At 37.0% G+C, this 17,956-nt stretch carries 11 protein-coding genes; 5 read left to right on the top strand and 6 right to left on the bottom strand.

Features of this window, described 5'->3' with window-relative positions; all coding sequences use genetic code 11:
* Nucleotides 1-7: 7 nt before the first annotated feature.
* Nucleotides 8-2,365 carry an ABC transporter permease gene (locus ACHZAX_RS06580; protein ID WP_320018493.1) on the top strand — a complete coding sequence of 786 codons (2,358 nt, stop codon included), beginning with the start codon at nt 8-10 and terminating at the stop codon, nt 2,363-2,365.
* Between the two features lie 436 nt (nt 2,366-2,801).
* On the opposite strand, the gene ACHZAX_RS06575 is transcribed toward ACHZAX_RS06580, so the two are convergent.
* The 3 genes from ACHZAX_RS06575 to ACHZAX_RS06565 form a co-directional block, all read right to left on the bottom strand.
* Entirely contained in the window at nt 2,802-3,170 is a 369-nt protein-coding gene (locus ACHZAX_RS06575; protein WP_101311651.1) for a putative zinc-binding protein, read from the bottom strand.
* A 120-nt stretch (nt 3,171-3,290) separates the two neighbouring features.
* Nucleotides 3,291-3,794 (bottom strand): hypothetical protein, encoded by a 504-nt coding sequence (locus tag ACHZAX_RS06570; protein WP_320018492.1) that lies wholly within the window; start codon nt 3,792-3,794, stop codon nt 3,291-3,293.
* A gap of 18 nt (nt 3,795-3,812) precedes the next feature.
* On the bottom strand, nt 3,813-4,970 hold the full coding sequence (locus ACHZAX_RS06565) for an adenylate kinase (protein ID WP_320018491.1): 1,158 nt from the start codon (nt 4,968-4,970) through the stop codon (nt 3,813-3,815).
* Nucleotides 4,971-5,375: 405 nt separating this feature from the next.
* Between ACHZAX_RS06565 and ACHZAX_RS06560 the strand changes: the two genes are divergently transcribed.
* The 3 genes from ACHZAX_RS06560 (at nt 5,376) to pdxH (ending at nt 8,116) form a co-directional block, all read left to right on the top strand.
* A complete protein-coding gene (locus ACHZAX_RS06560) occupies nt 5,376-6,881 on the top strand; it encodes a NapC/NirT family cytochrome c (protein WP_218973180.1) in 1,506 nt (501 codons plus the stop codon).
* A gap of 94 nt (nt 6,882-6,975) precedes the next feature.
* Complete coding sequence (locus ACHZAX_RS06555; protein ID WP_320018490.1) at nt 6,976-7,473, top strand: hypothetical protein; 498 nt, start codon at nt 6,976-6,978, stop codon at nt 7,471-7,473.
* A 4-nt stretch (nt 7,474-7,477) separates the two neighbouring features.
* Nucleotides 7,478-8,116, top strand: a complete 639-nt coding sequence (gene pdxH / locus ACHZAX_RS06550) for a pyridoxamine 5'-phosphate oxidase (RefSeq protein WP_320018489.1) — start codon at nt 7,478-7,480, stop codon at nt 8,114-8,116.
* A gap of 181 nt (nt 8,117-8,297) precedes the next feature.
* On the opposite strand, the gene ACHZAX_RS06545 is transcribed toward pdxH, so the two are convergent.
* Nucleotides 8,298-9,224: a PfkB family carbohydrate kinase gene (locus tag ACHZAX_RS06545; RefSeq protein WP_320018488.1), complete on the bottom strand. Its 927-nt coding sequence runs from the start codon at nt 9,222-9,224 to the stop codon at nt 8,298-8,300.
* Between the two features lie 430 nt (nt 9,225-9,654).
* Here ACHZAX_RS06545 and ACHZAX_RS06540 point away from each other — a divergent pair, with 430 nt between their 5' ends.
* Nucleotides 9,655-13,146, top strand: a complete 3,492-nt coding sequence (locus tag ACHZAX_RS06540; protein WP_101311645.1) for a hypothetical protein — start codon at nt 9,655-9,657, stop codon at nt 13,144-13,146.
* Nucleotides 13,147-13,668: 522 nt separating this feature from the next.
* Here ACHZAX_RS06540 and ACHZAX_RS06535 read toward each other — a convergent pair.
* Both ACHZAX_RS06535 and ACHZAX_RS06530 read right to left on the bottom strand, forming a co-directional pair.
* Nucleotides 13,669-14,904, bottom strand: a complete 1,236-nt coding sequence (locus ACHZAX_RS06535) for a hypothetical protein (protein ID WP_320018487.1) — start codon at nt 14,902-14,904, stop codon at nt 13,669-13,671.
* 206 nt (nt 14,905-15,110) lie between these two features.
* Complete coding sequence (locus ACHZAX_RS06530; RefSeq protein WP_320018486.1) at nt 15,111-17,939, bottom strand: FAD-binding and (Fe-S)-binding domain-containing protein; 2,829 nt, start codon at nt 17,937-17,939, stop codon at nt 15,111-15,113.
* Nucleotides 17,940-17,956 lie beyond the last annotated feature (17 nt).

The raw sequence follows: 17,956 nt of genomic DNA, 5'->3' as shown, positions 1-17,956 counted from the left end.
CGACTATATGCTTTGGTACAAACTTAAACTCTCTTTTCGAAGTCTGGCAAAAGACAAACTCAATTCCATCATCAACATTTTTGGACTTGCTGTTGGAATGGCTGCCGTAATTCTCATCTCAATTTTCGTTCAATATGAGCTTAGTTACGATAAATTCAACTCCAAGTACAACCGTATACACAGATTAATTTCTCAATTGGGAATGGAGAGCGCAAATGACTATGCAATTAATCGTCGCCTCAATTATGAACAATTCAAAGAAAATATACCCGGATTGGAAGAAATCACACAGCTTTATCAAGGCTGGGAATGCGAGATCATCTACAATGAAAAACGCTTTTTCAATTTTGAACTTCGTTTTGTTGATGACAATTTTAACAAAGTATTTGACATTGATTTTTTGAGAGGAAATCCTCAAAAAGCATGGGAAGATCCCAAAAGCATAGTCATCAGTGAAAAAACTGCAAATGTTATATTTGGAAAAATCGATGTAGTCGGGACACAGGTGACGCTTAATGGGATTGATTGCACGATAAGCGGTGTTACACAAAACCTACCTTCCAATTCGCACTATGATTTTGAAGTACTTGCTCCTTTAAAGTTTATTTACCCCATTAATGCTAAATCAGGTTTGGAGTTTTACACCTACGCACTCATCAAACAAACAGCAGATGAAGAAACTGTACTAAAGAGTACTTTGAAGGAATATCGTAAGATTATAGATGGATTTCAGGAAGATGGCTATAAAACCGGAGCCTACTTTCAAAAACTAAGTGATGTACATTTACATTCCAAAAACTTAGACAGCATTACAGCAAACGGTAATTTTGATATTGTTCTTATTTACATCTTCCTGGCTATTCTTATTCTATTCATTGCCATAATCAATTTTATAAATATCATGACGGTGAAATTTGAGGGGAAAATTAAAGAAATTGGAATGAGGAAAGCAATTGGTGCAACACGCTGGGAATTGGTCAAATTGTTTGTTGGCAATTCCATTTTACTATCAACTATTGCATTACTATTCGGTGTCATTTTAGCTGAAGTATTCCTGCCACATTTTAAACATTTAATTCACCGAAATCTAATTTTAGATTATTCAAATAATCCTCTGCTAAGTCTGGGAATTCCATTATTGGCAATAATTGTAGGGATAATTTCAGGAGTTTATCCGGCAATTTTTATATCTAAACCATCTCCATCCTCAGCACTAAGTGGCGGTGGTATTAAAATGAATGGAAAAAATGTTCTTACAAAATTTCTTGTTGTTTCTCAGTTCACCATTTCAATTGTACTTATCTCAGTACTATACATACTTAATCAACAAGTTTCCTACGTGAAAAATGCTGACTTGGGCTTTAATCCGGAGAAAGTAGTAGCAATAGGAAACATGAATGCCAAAATTAACCAATCTTACTTTTCCATAAAAGAAGAATTACTAAAGCTTCCTACGATTCAATACGTATCGGCTTCGGACCACATACCTGGAGGTGGTACAAGCGGACAATCTCTTACTTTACTAGGACAGGAAGGAAATAATGTGAAATCATTCAGCTCTTATCGAATTCAACCCGATTATTTCAAAACAACGGGTATTGATTTAATAGATGGGAAATCATTTAAAGAAACCGGGGGATTTCATCAAAAAGGAATAATCATTAACGAATCTGGAGTAAAATTCCTCAACTTAGATAATGTGATTGGAGTAAATGTAGAATACCATGAAGAGATACAGGAAATAATTGGTGTTGTTAAAGATTTCAATTATCAATCGCTTCATTCCAAGGTAAAACCCTTAATGTTTACCCACAATAGTTTTGAAATGATTAGTGATGTTTTAATCAGATATCAAGGAGATAACCTACCAAACGTTTTAGAAGAAGTTACTCAGGTTATTCGCAGGTTTGATCCTGGTTATGTGCTAGACTATACGATTATAGAAGATTTTTGTCGCAATAAATATAAAAGCGAAGAAGATTCTATGCAATTAATGGGCTATACTTCTATTCTGTCCTTTGTATTAGCCTTATTAGGTTTGTATGCTTTATCACTTTTCATGGTACAAAAACGCACCAAAGAAATCGGCATTCGAAAAGTTACTGGTGCCAGCGAATGGCAAATTACATCCTTGCTGTTTTCTAATTTCATAAAATGGATTGCAATAGCCTTTGTGATATCGATCCCCGTTTCGTATTATATGATGCAAAACTGGTTGGAACAATTTGCCTATCACATTACTATTGGTCCGCTCCCTTTTGTTTTTGCCGGAATACTAACCGCAATTTTTTCTTTACTGGTTGTTGGCGGACAAACCTGGAAGGCAGCCAATCAAAATCCGGTTGATTCCTTACGAAGTGAATAGCAGACCTATTTAGAAATCATCCAATAAGGGAGCACATTCCATTCGGCTTGTGCTCCTTTTTTCTTTGGAATAACACATTTATCTGTTTCCTGAGCATTTATAAGGTTTTCCGACGGCGGAAAACCTTAGACTTATGGCGGAACGCTTCAGACTTACGCCGGAAAACCTTAAACTTATGGCGGAACACTTCAGACTTACGCCGGAAAACCTTAGACTTGCGACGGAACGCTTCAGACTTATGGCGGAACACTTCAGACTTACGCCGGAAAACCTTAAACTTATGGCGGAACACTTCAGACTTACGCCGGAAAACCTTAGACTTGCGACGGACACTTCAGACTTGCAACGACTAAATTTAGACTTTCGGCAACAAAAACAAGGGAAGCGACGTGACTGACCTTCCCTAAAACAGTGCCCCTTTAAGCAAATTTAGTACTTACAGAAGAGTACACGCCACTTCAAAAACAGCGTCAACATTGTGTGTGTCGGCAGGAGTTTCGCCCTTGATGTATCCTAATTCTGTTAAACGCAAATGCGTAAAATCTGCGATTCCGTTTTTACACATCACCAATTTGCCACAATCTTTTGAGCAACCATCAATAACCAAAATTTTTGCTCCCCGAACGGAATCAATCATCTCAGTAATCCCAGCTCCTACAAAGGCAAGGCATTTCATTTGGGCTTTCCCCTTCTTTTGAAGCTTCCTTGCAACCAAATCAGTTAGTTCACCAACATCGGCTGCACCTGAGCACGCAAAAACCACTTTCGTACTTTTTTCATCACATCCACCAGATCTATTTTCCATGATGTTTATTTTAAATGAAATTATTTATTCACAAAACCATAATCTTAGGTATTTTAAATCTAATTCAAGCTCGACAGAGATTCGTTCGAAAACAGAATCAAATTGTCTTACTCTTCTTTTCTAATCGATAATCTGAACATCAATGCGCTTAACTTTATCAAGCAATACTATGGGGAAACCGCTTAAATAGAACTCATAAGTAAAATAACCCCCCTTACCTAAATTGTAATCCCGGTTAAATCTAATTCCAGCCTCTCTGGAAAATTCACAAATCAGGAAATCATTTTCATCATAAAGACGAACAAAATAACCATTGAAGTAAAAATCATGATTGGACTTTACCAGTGCTTCCTTTTTAATATCACTCCGATCAGAAGCAACTAGTTTACTGTCACTAATAAATTGAAAATAATATCTTTCATAAACAGCATATTCATAATCTTCATGATCTTTCTTAGACTCCGTTCTGTTTTGCTTTAAAATTATTTGATTCGTAACATTTAAAGGCTGCGATGCAGATGTAATTTTAAAATTAGTTGACACAGCTCCTAATTTCTCTAAAATAGTTTGAGATTTAGCTCCAAACACTATAAAAAAGAGCAAAAGGGTAATCATTTTCTTCATTCCACACAGTTTAATTATTTAAATACTATTCTTTATTTTTTCACATATCCGATCAAAGACTTCATTAAACTCACCAAGGCCATCTATTTTCAAAACACCATGCAACTGATTGTACTTTTCAATTACCGGTACTGTTTTAATTTCATGTTCCTGCAGGCGTTTCACAATTTTAGAGGTGTTGTTATCGTATGGCATGCAGCGATCGGTCTTACTTCTTTTATCCAGCCGGCTGATTAGTTCCAATGTTGGTACCTCAATTTCGATAATCTGAGAAATGGCAGAACCATGTTTTTTCAACAAACCATCTAAAATGTACGATTGAACCAATGTTCGTGGAAATCCCTTAAAAATGAATCCATTCACTCCGTTCGAGTTTGCGATTTTCTTTTCAATTAATTGCACCACAATTTCGTCGGGCACCAATTCGCCGTTTTCATACAAATCAATAATTCGTTTTCCTATTTCGCTGCCTTTCTGAATTTCCTGATCGAGCATTTGACCTGTAGCAAGGTATTCCAAGTCATATTTTTTGGCCAAAGCAATTCCCTGCGATCCTCTTCCCGAGCCGGGATAACCAAATAACACCAAGTTGAACAGACTCTTACTCAATTCGTCTTTAATAATTTTCTGTATACTCAGATTTACCTCTTCAATTGACTGATCCCCCTTCAATCCAAAATAAACGCCTTTGTCTTTGTAAAACTGCAATACAGGAAGTGTTTTATCATTGTACTCTTTTAGTCTGTTTCGAATCACCACTTCATTATCATCTGCCCTGCCCGATGTCTTTCCTCTGTTTAGTAATCTTGAAACAGACACCTCTTCATCTACCTCCAAACTAATCAGGCAATTCAATGCGGTATTCAGCTTTATCATCAAGCCTTCCAAAATGTAAGCCTGAATGTAGGTTCTTGGGAAGCCATCAAATAAGAACCCATTGGAATCAGGATTTTCCGTTATGGTTTTCTCAATAATCTGAACGATAATTTCATCGGAAACCAAACCTCCCGAAGCAATAATACTTTGTGCTTCGAGGCCCAATTTACTCTTGTCCGCGATCTCCTTCCGCAGCAAATCGCCTGTCGAGATATAAAAAAGATTGTATTTATTAATCAAAAACTCTGATTGAGTGCCTTTACCGGCACCCGGAGGACCAAACAATGCAATATTCAGCATATAAAAATTTGTTAGAAGTGTAATTTACAAACGAATGTACCGCACATGGTATTATTCTACAATGTAGTACATAAACCAATTAAGATCAAGATTTATTATCATATGTGATGAATTTTTACCCCTGATACACACCTAAATAATAAGACTTGAATTCCATAAGAATAAAAGGAACTCATCGTATTAATATCGATAATTGTCGATATGTTATTTTATTATATGCACTTACACTATTTAAGAAATACGCAGAACTCAATATTTACAAGCTTTGCCGCGATCTTATGAAAACAAATTATTTTTACTGACACAAGCTGAACATACAACTAAGAAAGCGTATAAATTAATCCGACAAGTAGGTAATTATCAGAGTTTTCTATAAATTATTTTCGCGAACCAAAACCAATCGAAATGAAACTACCTAAATCTTCGTACAATTGGACCTCCATTTTAGGAGCAAGTATAGCCATAATAGCCTTTTTTCTGATTATTTTCTTTTTTGTTATTTCCGTCCTTTTCGACCAGGGAAGTTCCTATATGGGCTTAATTATCTATATCGTACTCCCAATATTTATGGTAATAGGAATGCTGTTAATTCCTATTGGAATGTTGATTCAGATTCGCAGAAAAAAGAAACAACTATTTATTTCTGAGGACATGAGATGGCCTCGGGTAGATTTAAATGATCAAAAGCACAGAAACGCCTTTTCTCTTTTTGTGATAATAAGTTTCATTTTCCTTTTTCTTTCTTCCATAGGAAGTTACGAAGCTTTTGTTTATAGTGAATCAGTGCCTTTTTGCGGCACTTTATGTCATGAGGTTATGGAGCCCGAATATGTTACCTACCAAAAATCTGCTCATGCCAAGGTTGCCTGTGTAGAGTGTCATGTTGGCGAAGGAGCAGATTGGTACATGCGTTCGAAATTAAGTGGCTTGTATCAGGTATATGCTGTTACGGTTAATAATTTTCCTCGCCCGATCCCTACTCCTCTTGCAAATTTGCGACCTGCCAGAGAAACCTGCGAACATTGCCATTGGCCCGAAAAATTCTATCCTAACCGAATTAAAAATGAACAGCATTTTTTAGCTGATGAAAACAATACTGAATGGAACATCCAGCTTACCATGAAAACCGGACCTGACCATCACACACAAAAACTAAGCGAAGGAATTCACTGGCACATTAATCCAAATGTGAAAATTGAGTTTATGTCGGCAGATAATAAATCTGAATACATCCAGTGGGTTAAATATACCAATAAAGCCACAGGAGAAGAGCACATTTTCGAAGATACAATGATGGAACCCGACAGTACATTTTTTGCAGATGGTAAATTGCATGAAATGGATTGTATGGACTGTCACAACCGCCCATCACACGGCTATTTATCTCCTCCCGACTTTATTGATGCGGCCATGTCTTCGAAGGAAATTGATCCGCAAATCCCGTATATAAAACTGGCTGCAATGGAGGCATTAAAAGGTACTTATTCAACCAAGGACAGTGCTGATTTACTAATTGCACAAACAGTTCTTAATTTCTACAAAGAAAATTATCCTGATAAAGGTGCAGAGCATGAAGCCAATATATTGAAAGCGATAGAAGGCATTAAAATTGCCTATCATGAAAATACATTCCCTGAGATGAAGGTTCGCTGGGATGCGTATCCTAACCACAAAAGCCATATGGAAACACAAGGTTGCTTCCGATGTCACGACAACAATCACAGTACAAAGGATGGTAGAGTAATTTCCAAAGATTGCAATCTCTGTCACTCCATTACTGCTCAGGGAAAACCTGATTCTTTACAAATGGCTTTTACAACTCAAAAAATGGAATTTATCCATCCTGTTGATATTGGTACCGACTGGAAAGATTACTCCTGTGTAGATTGTCACGCCTATCTTTATCCATAAAATCAGAACAAACAAAAGCATTCTATTTGGAATTGTTTTAATTAAAGAAGATATTCGTATCTGAATTAGAACAAATCCATAGAATGAAACGTCCATGTATAAAGCATTCTACACACAGTGGGATGATCATGATGGTAAGTTCTCCCGAAACAAGTTCGGGACAGGCTATGTGGCAAAAACTTACAATTATAAACACATGAAAGGAAATAGACTGAGCGGTTCTGAACTGCATGAATTAGGAATCAAGTGGGTATACAAGCACATAAAAGATGAGTTTGAAGTTTTATCTGTGAATACTGAATTTGAGAAAAATCCTCAAATTCTAGCTAAAAAAGACGATACTTTGCATTTTATAGTGGTGAAAACCAGCACCTATCCTGATGTAGGTTCACTTTCGCCATCTGCTGCCGAAGAGATTATCCAACATGCTGATAAGCACAAGGCTAAAATTTTATTTGCCCACGTTGGCGTTGCAAATGCAGATAGCCAAGACGAACAGGAAATGCAATATCCGACAAAAGGCGGCCAGTATTACATCAATTATACCGGCCTGACTATTCAGCCAAACATACTCATGAATCCAAATAACTAAGCAAATGAAAAAGGATTTTAAAAAGCTTAGACATGAATACGGTATGGCTGAATTGAATAAATCGGATATTAATTCAAATCCATTTACACAATTCCGGATATGGCTTGAACAAGCAATAAAAATGGAACTGCCTGATGCCAATGCCATGACACTGGCAACAGTATCTGCTGACAACAAACCTTCTGCACGAATTCTGCTATTGAAAGATTATAATGAGAAGGGCTTTTGCTTCTTCACCAATTACAATAGTCGAAAAGGTACTGATATAGAAGGAAATCCTTATGGTTCACTTGTTTTTTTCTGGCCTGAACTGGAAAGACAAATCCGTATTGAAGGGAAAATTGAGAAATTAGAACCAGAATTATCCGACGAGTACTTTTTTGATCGACCTGTTGGCAGCCGAACAGCAGCAGCGGTATCGCCGCAGAGTAATGAAATTGAAAACCGGGACATTCTAAACCAAATGGTTGAACAGTTTAAAAAAGAAAATGGTGAGGAATTCACCCGGCCGGATTTTTGGGGCGGATATCGTCTTATTCCTGATCTTTTTGAATTTTGGCAAGGAAGGGAGAGTCGGTTAAATGATCGGATCGAGTACAATCTCAAAAATAAAGAATGGAAAATCAGAAGACTTGCTCCATAAAACAGTTCATTTTATCAACAAAAAACTCACATTCATACAAAAACTTAAAAAAAAGTAATTTTTGAGGGTCACCTTTTGACTAAAATAAGAACTAAAGGATAGGAACGATGTCCATTGTTCCTATTCAGAAATATGTATGTAGTTAAAAGCATCCCCGTTTTTTGTTGTAGAGGGGGTGCTTTTATCGTAACCGGTATTTATCAGCTGTTGCAATCGGTAAAAAATTATCATAAATCATACAAACATCCTGCGAAAATGTTGTTGTAACAGCAGCAAGCTTATTTATTTGCTCTTGTGAAAGTGCAGCAAGATCGGAAGTTTTAATTCCATCACGAACAAAAACAAATGCAATAGCAGCATTTACTGTATCTCCTGCCCCCACGGTACTAATGGGATTTATTGGAGGAACTTCAAAGAAATACTTTTGCTGATTGTAAATGGATAATCCGTGTTTGTTTGCGGTATAAATCAGTATCGCATCAGAAAATTCATTCAGCCAATTGTAAGCCTGATCTGAATTCTCCATTTTACAAATTAGTTCGAAATCTTCATTCGATGCTTTTACTACATGCGCCACAGCCATATTCTCTTTAATAAACGGCAAAACTTCCGGCAGCATTGGTAAGTGCTGAGATCTAAAATTTGGATCGTAAATAATTAAAGCCCCTCTCTCTTTACATTCAAGTAAAAATGTTAGCAAAGCAGAGCGAAACTCCTTTTTAACAGCCAAAAAAGATCCGAAAAGAACAATATCATCCTTTTGAACATCGTTCGGAAACACGATTGCGTTGGGAAGTCCTTTTCGGGTCTTATAGAAAGCATAATCAGCATTTTTATTTTCATCCAAAAAGGCCAATGCCAAATTCGAATTGGTATCTGAAAAATAAGATATATGTCTTATATCCACACCATTCTCAACCAGGAAGTTTTTTATTTGATTGCCAACCCTATCAATTCCCAACTCACTTATCAATGACACATTGATCCCCAACCGACTTAAAGAAACCGCTGAATTTAGGAAAGATCCACCTGGTTTTGCTTCAACCGGAGTATCATTCTCAAAGAATAAATCCAACACACAATCCCCAATGGTATATACTTTTCTCATCTGCATTTTTATTATTCGTTATTTTTCGTGATAAAGGCCGACAAGATACAAATTACAACACCAATTTAACCTAAATCTGAACCTGACTGTGTTCGATAAAAAACATAAGAAGACCGAGGCAGCAACTCATGAAAACAATACACAAGGTAGAATAAACGAACAAACAGCGATCAACTAACTTTAAATCAAAAAATAATCATCAATTATTTGCAAAGAGTTTAAAAAAAAGTATAATTTGTAATCTTTCTAAATAATAATCAAAACATCATACTTAAATCGTTTTCGCTTCCAACTAATTAAGCCAGTAAAAAAATGTAAGGTTAAATTGAATATAGCTGAACGATAGTAAGGGATGCAGGAATTTTTACAACAGGAAAAAATAAGTAAATTTGGTTCCGTCATTCCCTAAGCAAAAATAAATTGGAGACATATGCAAAGTAAAAACCCAAGTAAAATTGAAATTAAATCGAAGGAGGTTAAAATTGATCAAAAAGATTTGATTCGTTATATCAACCTTCAGCTGGCAGCAATGGGCCAGCCTATTTTTACGGAAAATTCCGAAGGAGAAAAAAATCAATTATCTGATCCAAAATTTATTCAGCTTACCGACAGCTTAATAAAAAATTATCGTGCTCAATCGCGATTACTGGCAGATCATTTATGTCCTGTCGATCAGCGTATACAAAACTTTTTAAATGAATATCTGGAAGATGTTGACGCAGAAGTTGCAAAGCTTCCTACTTCCACCTTTATTCTGGATCAACCGGGTATAGCCAGAGAATTAAGTCTTCCACCAGATAAGGATGAACATATCACAGAGTTGTTAAGCTCTTACAGAATAAAACAAGGTGTACTTCACAACCCAAAACACGATAGAAGAACTACAAGCGGTTCATTTCATATTGTAGGTGGTAGTTTGCCGGTACCTTTGGACAAAATTGAACTGCCCAAAAAAGCTTTTGGTAAATTTCTGCAAGCAGCTTTCAATCCAAGCTCAGAAATAAAACAACTTCCATTTACAGCAACACAGGAAGAAAAAGCGGAGCTGATGGTCTCTCTTTTACTCCGCCCGATAGTATGTCCGGAAGTAAAAGGAATAATCAGTCAAAAATCGATGGAGGTTCGCTTCTTTGCTCCTGGCAGCTTAGTAAGTAATCTTGATTTTGTTGAATCAATTTTTGGTAATGCCGGTGATCCTAACATTCCTGCCAACGATGCTGGTTTAGATATTGAACACTGGACAGGTCATACTGGTTGTATTGTACTGGCTCCGCAATTATTAAATCTTAAGAAAAAAGAATTAGGTTTACCTCATTACGATGATGCTACTGAGCGCCAGAGAAATGATGGTGTTTGCTGGAAAGATGAAAATGAGCTTTACAACAACGGAAATGCATTTAAGCTAACATGCCGAAGCGAAAAAGGTGTTGTAATTACGTTGATTGCTGATAACTATTTTGGATACTCTAAAAAGGAAATCAAAACTCAAATCAGTTACTCTGCCAATCTTTACGGTTTATCTGAAGAAGAGCATTCGGGTGGTGCAATTGCATTCCCCCGTAAAAATTTGGGTGACAGCTTTAGCGGTGCGCTTTTCATGAATAATGTATTGAAAAAACAGTACAGTTTCGATGAAATGGTGAAACAATTTGGTGAAACAATGAATGTTCATCCGGAAGGTTATGCTGTTGACAAAGAATATTCAGACATCTATTACATCAACGAAAATGCGAATATTGATGTTTATGAAAGTAAGGTAAGCTGGGAAAAGAATGGTAAAGAACAAAGCATCCGTTTAGTACCTAATAGTTACTACGTTCACCCTTCCGGATATAAAATGCACATGGAGAAACATCCTTCGGCTCCATCATGGAGATTAGTAAGTACTGCTTCGGAGGGAACTTTCTGTCACAAACCTTGCACTGTTTCCGGTGGAGGTAAATCGGAGATTTCAAAATCATTATTAAATGCAATCATTTACAGCTCTTTCTATATCCAGGACATGGAGAAAGACTTTAATCTTGCTGATCAGGTAATTAATCACGATTATACAAAACGTTGGAAAGATACTCCAAACAGAACAACCCCGGCAAGATCTCTTTTAAGTTCTGACCGATCATTAGGTTCTGTGGTGAAACTATTAACTCCTTCGAAATATTATACTGCTGAATACAATGAATTCCTGAATACTATTCCTGATCATGTTAAAGCATTAGTATTATTTGTAAAAAGATTCTACCGTCCGGAAAGAACAGACAGTAACTGGAGAGATTACTTCTCAGTTGATGTTATTAACGGACGAAAAGGTCATGAATTGCTCTTCAACAATCGTAAAATTGTTGCCAGTTACTTACGGGTAGGATTCGCAGGAGATAAATCATGGTATTTAAATAAGCTGCGTCAGGATTTTATTGCAGCAGCCAAAATACAAATGGAAGATGACATTACAGCTTCTATTGTACTTCCTGCCAGTCGATTCAATTATTTGAACAAATCTTACGACAATAAAAGTATCAAGTTAACAGCAAATTGCGAAGAGCGCTTTTTCCAGCGTCCCGATGAAGCTGTTCACCGAGGATACGACAAGGAGGCTGAAGCTGATCTTTCCATGAGAAATAACTTTACATCAAACTACGAACCTCTTACCAGAGAAGACGGGAAAGAATTATTGGCTGATGCTATAGGTTTCGACTTGTATACAAAACCTATTCAGGGAATTATTCGTCAAGGTGCAGAGAGTAAAAAATCAAATTACTTTATTTCTCCTTCCCACACCCGGATTGTTAATGGAAAACCATCTGAAAATCCGCGTTATTTGCAGATAAGACCCGATTTAGTAAATCCGGTTGACGATCGTTTAGCCGAAATTGGTATTCGTTTGGCCAGAAAAATTCCTTTGGATCAACCAGTACATCACCCGGTAAATGCAGTTTTACCTGGTCGTAGAAATAATCCTGCCGATAAAAAAGCCGGAATTCGTGCATTGAGTGTTTACAACCCTGTTCATTATCAGGAATTACCTGAATTGTTTATGGATTTTATTTGCAGTTTAACAGGTAAATCTCCTTCAACAACAGGTGCTGGTTCCGAAGGTGCTTTAACAAAAGGTCCTTTTAACATGTTATCTCCTACTACGGATTTAAATAATGCCTTACTTTCCTACATTCTAACAGGATATCAAGGATTTTCATCGGCAGCAGGATATGTGGGAACTGAAAACAGATTCGATCATGATGTTTCATTGCTGATTCCTGAGCTTTGGTGTCGATTGAAAGAGGAAAACCGTGATCCTAAATTATTGATTCAAGAAGGTTCTCTTGAAAAACTATCTGATTTTGAATACGAAGGTGAAACAATTCATGCCAGTCGTTTAGGATATCGTATTACAGAAGAATTCCTTTTCCGATATATGAATCGTATTTTTGATGAGCCTCAGAACGTCTTCAACGAAAGAATGCTAAAACCTGAAATTCAGGATTTGGAAGCTTACGCTGATGGAATTAAAAACATTGTTGAAGCACAGAAAAAAGTTGCTGTCAACTACTTTAAAGACAACAGCGTTTCAGCTGCAATTCCACCATTGCAGATTCTTTTAAATATTATGGCCTATGGTCAATATGAAGGAAAAGAAATCAGTGATCCTGAGTTACGTAAACAATTCGACCGTGAATTGGTGATTAACTCATCGTGGTATCAGGCTCGTTTGAAAAACAAGCAGCAAATCGACATTAATTTCTACGAAAAGCAAATTGCTTACTTAGAGGCTTTCATGGCCAACAAGATAAACGCAGAATGGAATGACGAATTGAGTTTGGAAGAACGTTTCTGGAAAGCTAAAAAAGATTTAGAACACGTAAAATCTGAAGAATATCTACAAAGTTTAGTTGGTACAATTGGTGCCGATCCTTTATTTAAGGCCTAATACAGACTTTACTTTTAAAATAATTGGGAACTCTCTTGGGGTTCCCTTTTTTTATTCAGCAAATTGAAAAAATAATGCCCGTGATATAGGGGAATCACGGGCAACAATTCTAAAGGGTTAATTAACCTACTAACCAGCCTTACGGCTGAACCTTTATGCGTTCTATCCTTTCAGTAAGAACGCAATACTAAAGATATAAAAAAAAAAATAAAATATTTTAACATTTAGTAACATTTCCCTTTCTTTAAAACAATTCCAAACTCTTCATAATATTGCACATAGATGATTTTTCAAACTTAATTTACCATATTTCATCAACACATTTGACGTTTCTCAGAACGTAACATGATTTGGATAGTCAGTATAATAGTTACATATGCACCATTATTAATGTATATAATAAAAAATTAGCTCCGATTATAAACCGAAGCTAATTGTCAATTAAGGAACCTATTCATTGACGAACTTGTTTCCTAAACACTTAAAATTGAAAAACAGACTTTCCAGATTTATTTTATATTCCTAAAATGAATATTTAAAATGTACACTTACACGAGTACTTCCCACTTCTTTTGAATCTGCAACCTTGCCATTGATTTGAGTTGTACCGTAAGCCGCTGCAGTATATAATGCTTGAGTTCCAATCATGAAACTTCCCGAATGGAATTCAACTCTTGGACCAAACTGATAGATATAATCAATATTTGAACCACGGCTGTACAAACCGACAAAACTACTTCCATTCATTGCCAAATTATCATCAGCACCTAAATTTTTGGTGTAACCTGCAAATAATCCGTAACGAACGTTCCCTGTTGTAGTATGTACATCTGACCAAACAGAAGATGTTTTCACATTTGTATATTCGTAATCACCATTGGCTTTAACACCTTTCACACCATAACCACCTATCATTACAAAATTATACATGTTTTGTCCGTAGATCGTTTGCAAATTCCAAACCAATTTATCTGTTTTTACAGTCATCCAGGCATTCATTTGGTAGCTGCTCAACATTTCGTCGGTTTTTAAACCTGCTGAATTCACAACCATAGGCTTTAAGAATTTATAACCTGCTGTTGCACCCAAAGTAAATCCTTTCGCAAAATCGTACTTAACCTGAGCTGAAAATTCAGGAATACTGGCTTGCTGTACATATTTAACATCGGCACCTTCCGGACCATTCGATTTAAAATCCATTTCCGACAAAGCGGCGATAAATGCATAACCTCTATCTCCTAACTTACGGGTATATCTAAACTGAGGAGCTCTTCCCAACACATTAAACGGCAGACCTCCACCCCAATGCAATACATCAGGATAACAAGAGGTTACAAACATAGGATGCCAGGTTTTACCCACCAAAAGTTCATCTTTTCCCCAATCTAATTTTACAAATGCATGTCGTAAACGAAATAAACCAATTTTATCATTCGAAGTACCTACGAAATCACCTTGAATTGTTGCTGATCCTTTAGCACCAAAAGCCTCGAATCCTGTAACACCAACATTTAGTCGTGAATGAATGGTAGTCATGAACAATTCTGAACGGTCATTTAAATCGGCGCCATTCGCATCAAAAGATTTTGCTGCCGGGTAAAGAATTACATCTCCTTCGCGGGTATTAACAGTCTTTCTTGAATCAAATATTGCTTCTGCAGTTACAAAACCGCTCAATTTAACCTTTACCTCATCAGCTTTTTGAGCCATACCAACTAAAGGCAGAAGTCCTAAGAACATCAAAAATACTTTTTTCATATGATTATAATTTTAAGTTTTTGTCATATGGAACTTACCATATAATCATCTCCCTGTGTGTAGAAAGCTTTATACATGGACGTTTCATATTAATTTGGGTTTTTTGAATTGAAACAGAACATGATCTTATTCTCCCGAAACGAATTCATATACTAATTATATAAATAATAGATCATGCCTGTTTCGATCATAGTGATTAATAATTTTTATTTTCTTTTTGCAGTAGTAGCTCTATCAACCAGATAAACTATTGATTGATAAGAAACGCCGCTGTTTAATGTCAAGCCAATTTCGCAGGTTCTGCTTGTTGAATAGCCATGCTTAACTTCGGCAGGATGCTGAATTTTAAGATCCCGTAAACCATGATCATTCAGTTCGGAGTGAGTAAAACCTCTGTCTCCGGCAAAACCACAGCAATTTGTGTCAGGCTTAACAACATTTTTAGCACATAGTTTAGCCAAATCAACCAGCTTGTCTTCCACGCCTAATTTTTTAGCAGAACATACTGCAAATACTGAAACTGTTTCATCGAGTTGTTTAAAATTCAAATGATCTTTTAAATGATCCATTATGAATTCAATTGGTTCGTATAGTTTCAATCTTGACTCCATATTCTCCTTCATGGTATACAAGCAAGGACTCATGTCGCAGAGAATTGGGTATTCCCCGTTGTTGCTTGCTTTTTTCAAAGCGGCTTCCAAATTATTGGATTTTTTCATTCCAGCTTCTTTAAAGCCTTTACTTAAGAATGCCATTCCACAGCATTGGTTGTTTAAATCCTCAGGATAAATAATTTCATATCCTGCCTTTTTAATCAACTTCTCCATTTTAATGGTCAAAGCCACCTTTTCGTCGTAATCTTTCGATACGCCCATACTTCTGTTGATACAAGACGGGAAATACACAACCTTTTTAGGATTGCTCTTATTTACTGCAGGCGGAACAATTTTAGGTGATCCTTTTGGAAAAGCCTTCGTCCAGCGAGGAATTGTATTTCCTGATAAAGTTCTTACACCACCAGCAATTCCACCCATCAAGCCTGATCCAAGTATGGAGTGAAAGAAATTCACAGTATTCAGACCCACTTTAGCATAGGACTGAACTTTATCCATATTATCGGCACACCACATGGCATATTTCTTTGCTTTTGGTGATGCATCATCCGCCCGAAGCTCCTTAACCAATTTGCCGGTATCAATTTTTACCGGACAACTAAGCGCACACAAACTATCGGTAGCACACATTTGCAAGGCTTCGTAATCGAATTGTTTTACCATACTGGCTAACTCGTGTGGAGTCTCTCCTGAGGCTTTCAGTCGGGTAATTTCGCGGTAGGTAACAATTCTTTGACGCGGACTTAAAGTCAGGTTGTGTGATACGCATGATGGTTCGCAAAAACCACACTCCATACACTGATCTATTTTTTCGTGAGCAGCAGGAAGAGGTTTCAAATCCTTTAAATGAGCTTGCTTATCGGCATTCAGGATAACTCCCGGATTGATTAAAAAATGAGGATCGAAGATGGCCTTGATTTCCTTCATCAGGTTGTAAGCATCTGTCCCCCACTCCATTTCAACATAAGGAGCCATATTTCGTCCGGTACCGTGTTCTGCTTTTAGAGCTCCATCGTAACGGCCAACAACCAATTCTGCCAGTTCATCCATGAATTTGGCATACCTGTCGATTTCCGGCTGGGTACCAAAATCCTGAGTAAATACAAAGTGCAGATTACCTTCCAAAGCGTGACCAAAAATAACTGCTTCCGAATACTTGTACTTTTTAAACAAGTCCTGAAGATCTAAAGTTGCCTCGGCTAACTTTGGTACCGGAAAACAAACATCTTCGATAATAACTGTAGTACCAACTTTACGCATACCGCCAACTGTTGGAAGTAAACCTTTACGGATTTTCCAAAGCATTGCAAATTCTGCCGGAACATCGGTAAATTCAATGGGCAATTCTACCTGAATATCCCGAACGGAATTTGTAATTACTTCAATCTGCTTGTTCAGTGCTTTAGCATCGCCCGCTCTGGTTTCAACTAAAATAGCCGATGCACCAACCGAAAGTGTTTTTAAATAAGCAGGCACTCCAGCATCATTCTCCACAGAACGCAATGCTGCCCTATCCATTAATTCAACCGCTGCGACAGGCTCCGATTTTAAAATTGAAACCGCCCGGCAGGCTTTCTCAATATCAGGAAAAATCATTAACGAACTTGCTTTGTACTTGTGCTCAATTACCGTTCTGTAAACCACTTCAGAAATAAATCCTAAGGTTCCCTCAGAACCAATCATAAGGTGAGTTAAAATATCAATCGGATCCTTATAATCAACCAAAGCATTCAGGCTGTAACCTGTTGTATTCTTCATTTTGAATTTCTCACGAATGCGGGCATCCAAAATCTTATTCTTCCGAACAGCTGCAGCCAATTGGCTTAAGTCCTTCAGCATGTTTGAATGAGTACTTTTAAATGAAGCAATACTTTCCTTACAGGAGGTATCCAAAACGGTTCCGTCATGCAAGACTACACGGATAGAATCGATTGTTTTGTATGAATTCTCGGAGGTACCGCAACACATTCCTGATGCATTATTGGCAGCAATACCGCCAATCATTGCGGCATTAATAGAAGCCGGATCCGGTCCGATTTTCTTACCATAGCGTGCCAGCAAAGCATTTGCACGGGCACCCGTAATACCTGGCTGAAGACGAATTTTCTCTCCATTATCAAGTATCGTATGCTTTTTCCAATGCTCTCCGGCAACCACCAATACAGAATCGCTGATTGCCTGCCCCGATAAACTGGTTCCTGCAGCACGATAAGTAACCGGTATGTTTAAATTATGACATTCCCGCATAATTAAACTCACTTCTTCCTCGCTTTTCGACTTTACTACCAATTTAGGTATCAGTCTGTAAAAACTAGCATCGGTTCCCCATGCAAGCGTATGAAGAGGATCATGAAACATTCTGTTCTTATCAATTGTCTTCAGCAATCGTTCATGTAAAGTTTTATATTCTCCTGTAAGCATCTTTTTTTTGATTTTAT

This window comes from Labilibaculum manganireducens, assembly GCF_963665805.2.
Lineage (GTDB): Bacteria > Bacteroidota > Bacteroidia > Bacteroidales > Marinifilaceae > Labilibaculum > Labilibaculum manganireducens.
Note: the sequence above shows the minus strand (reverse complement) of the source record. Positions and strands in the feature narration are given on the sequence as shown.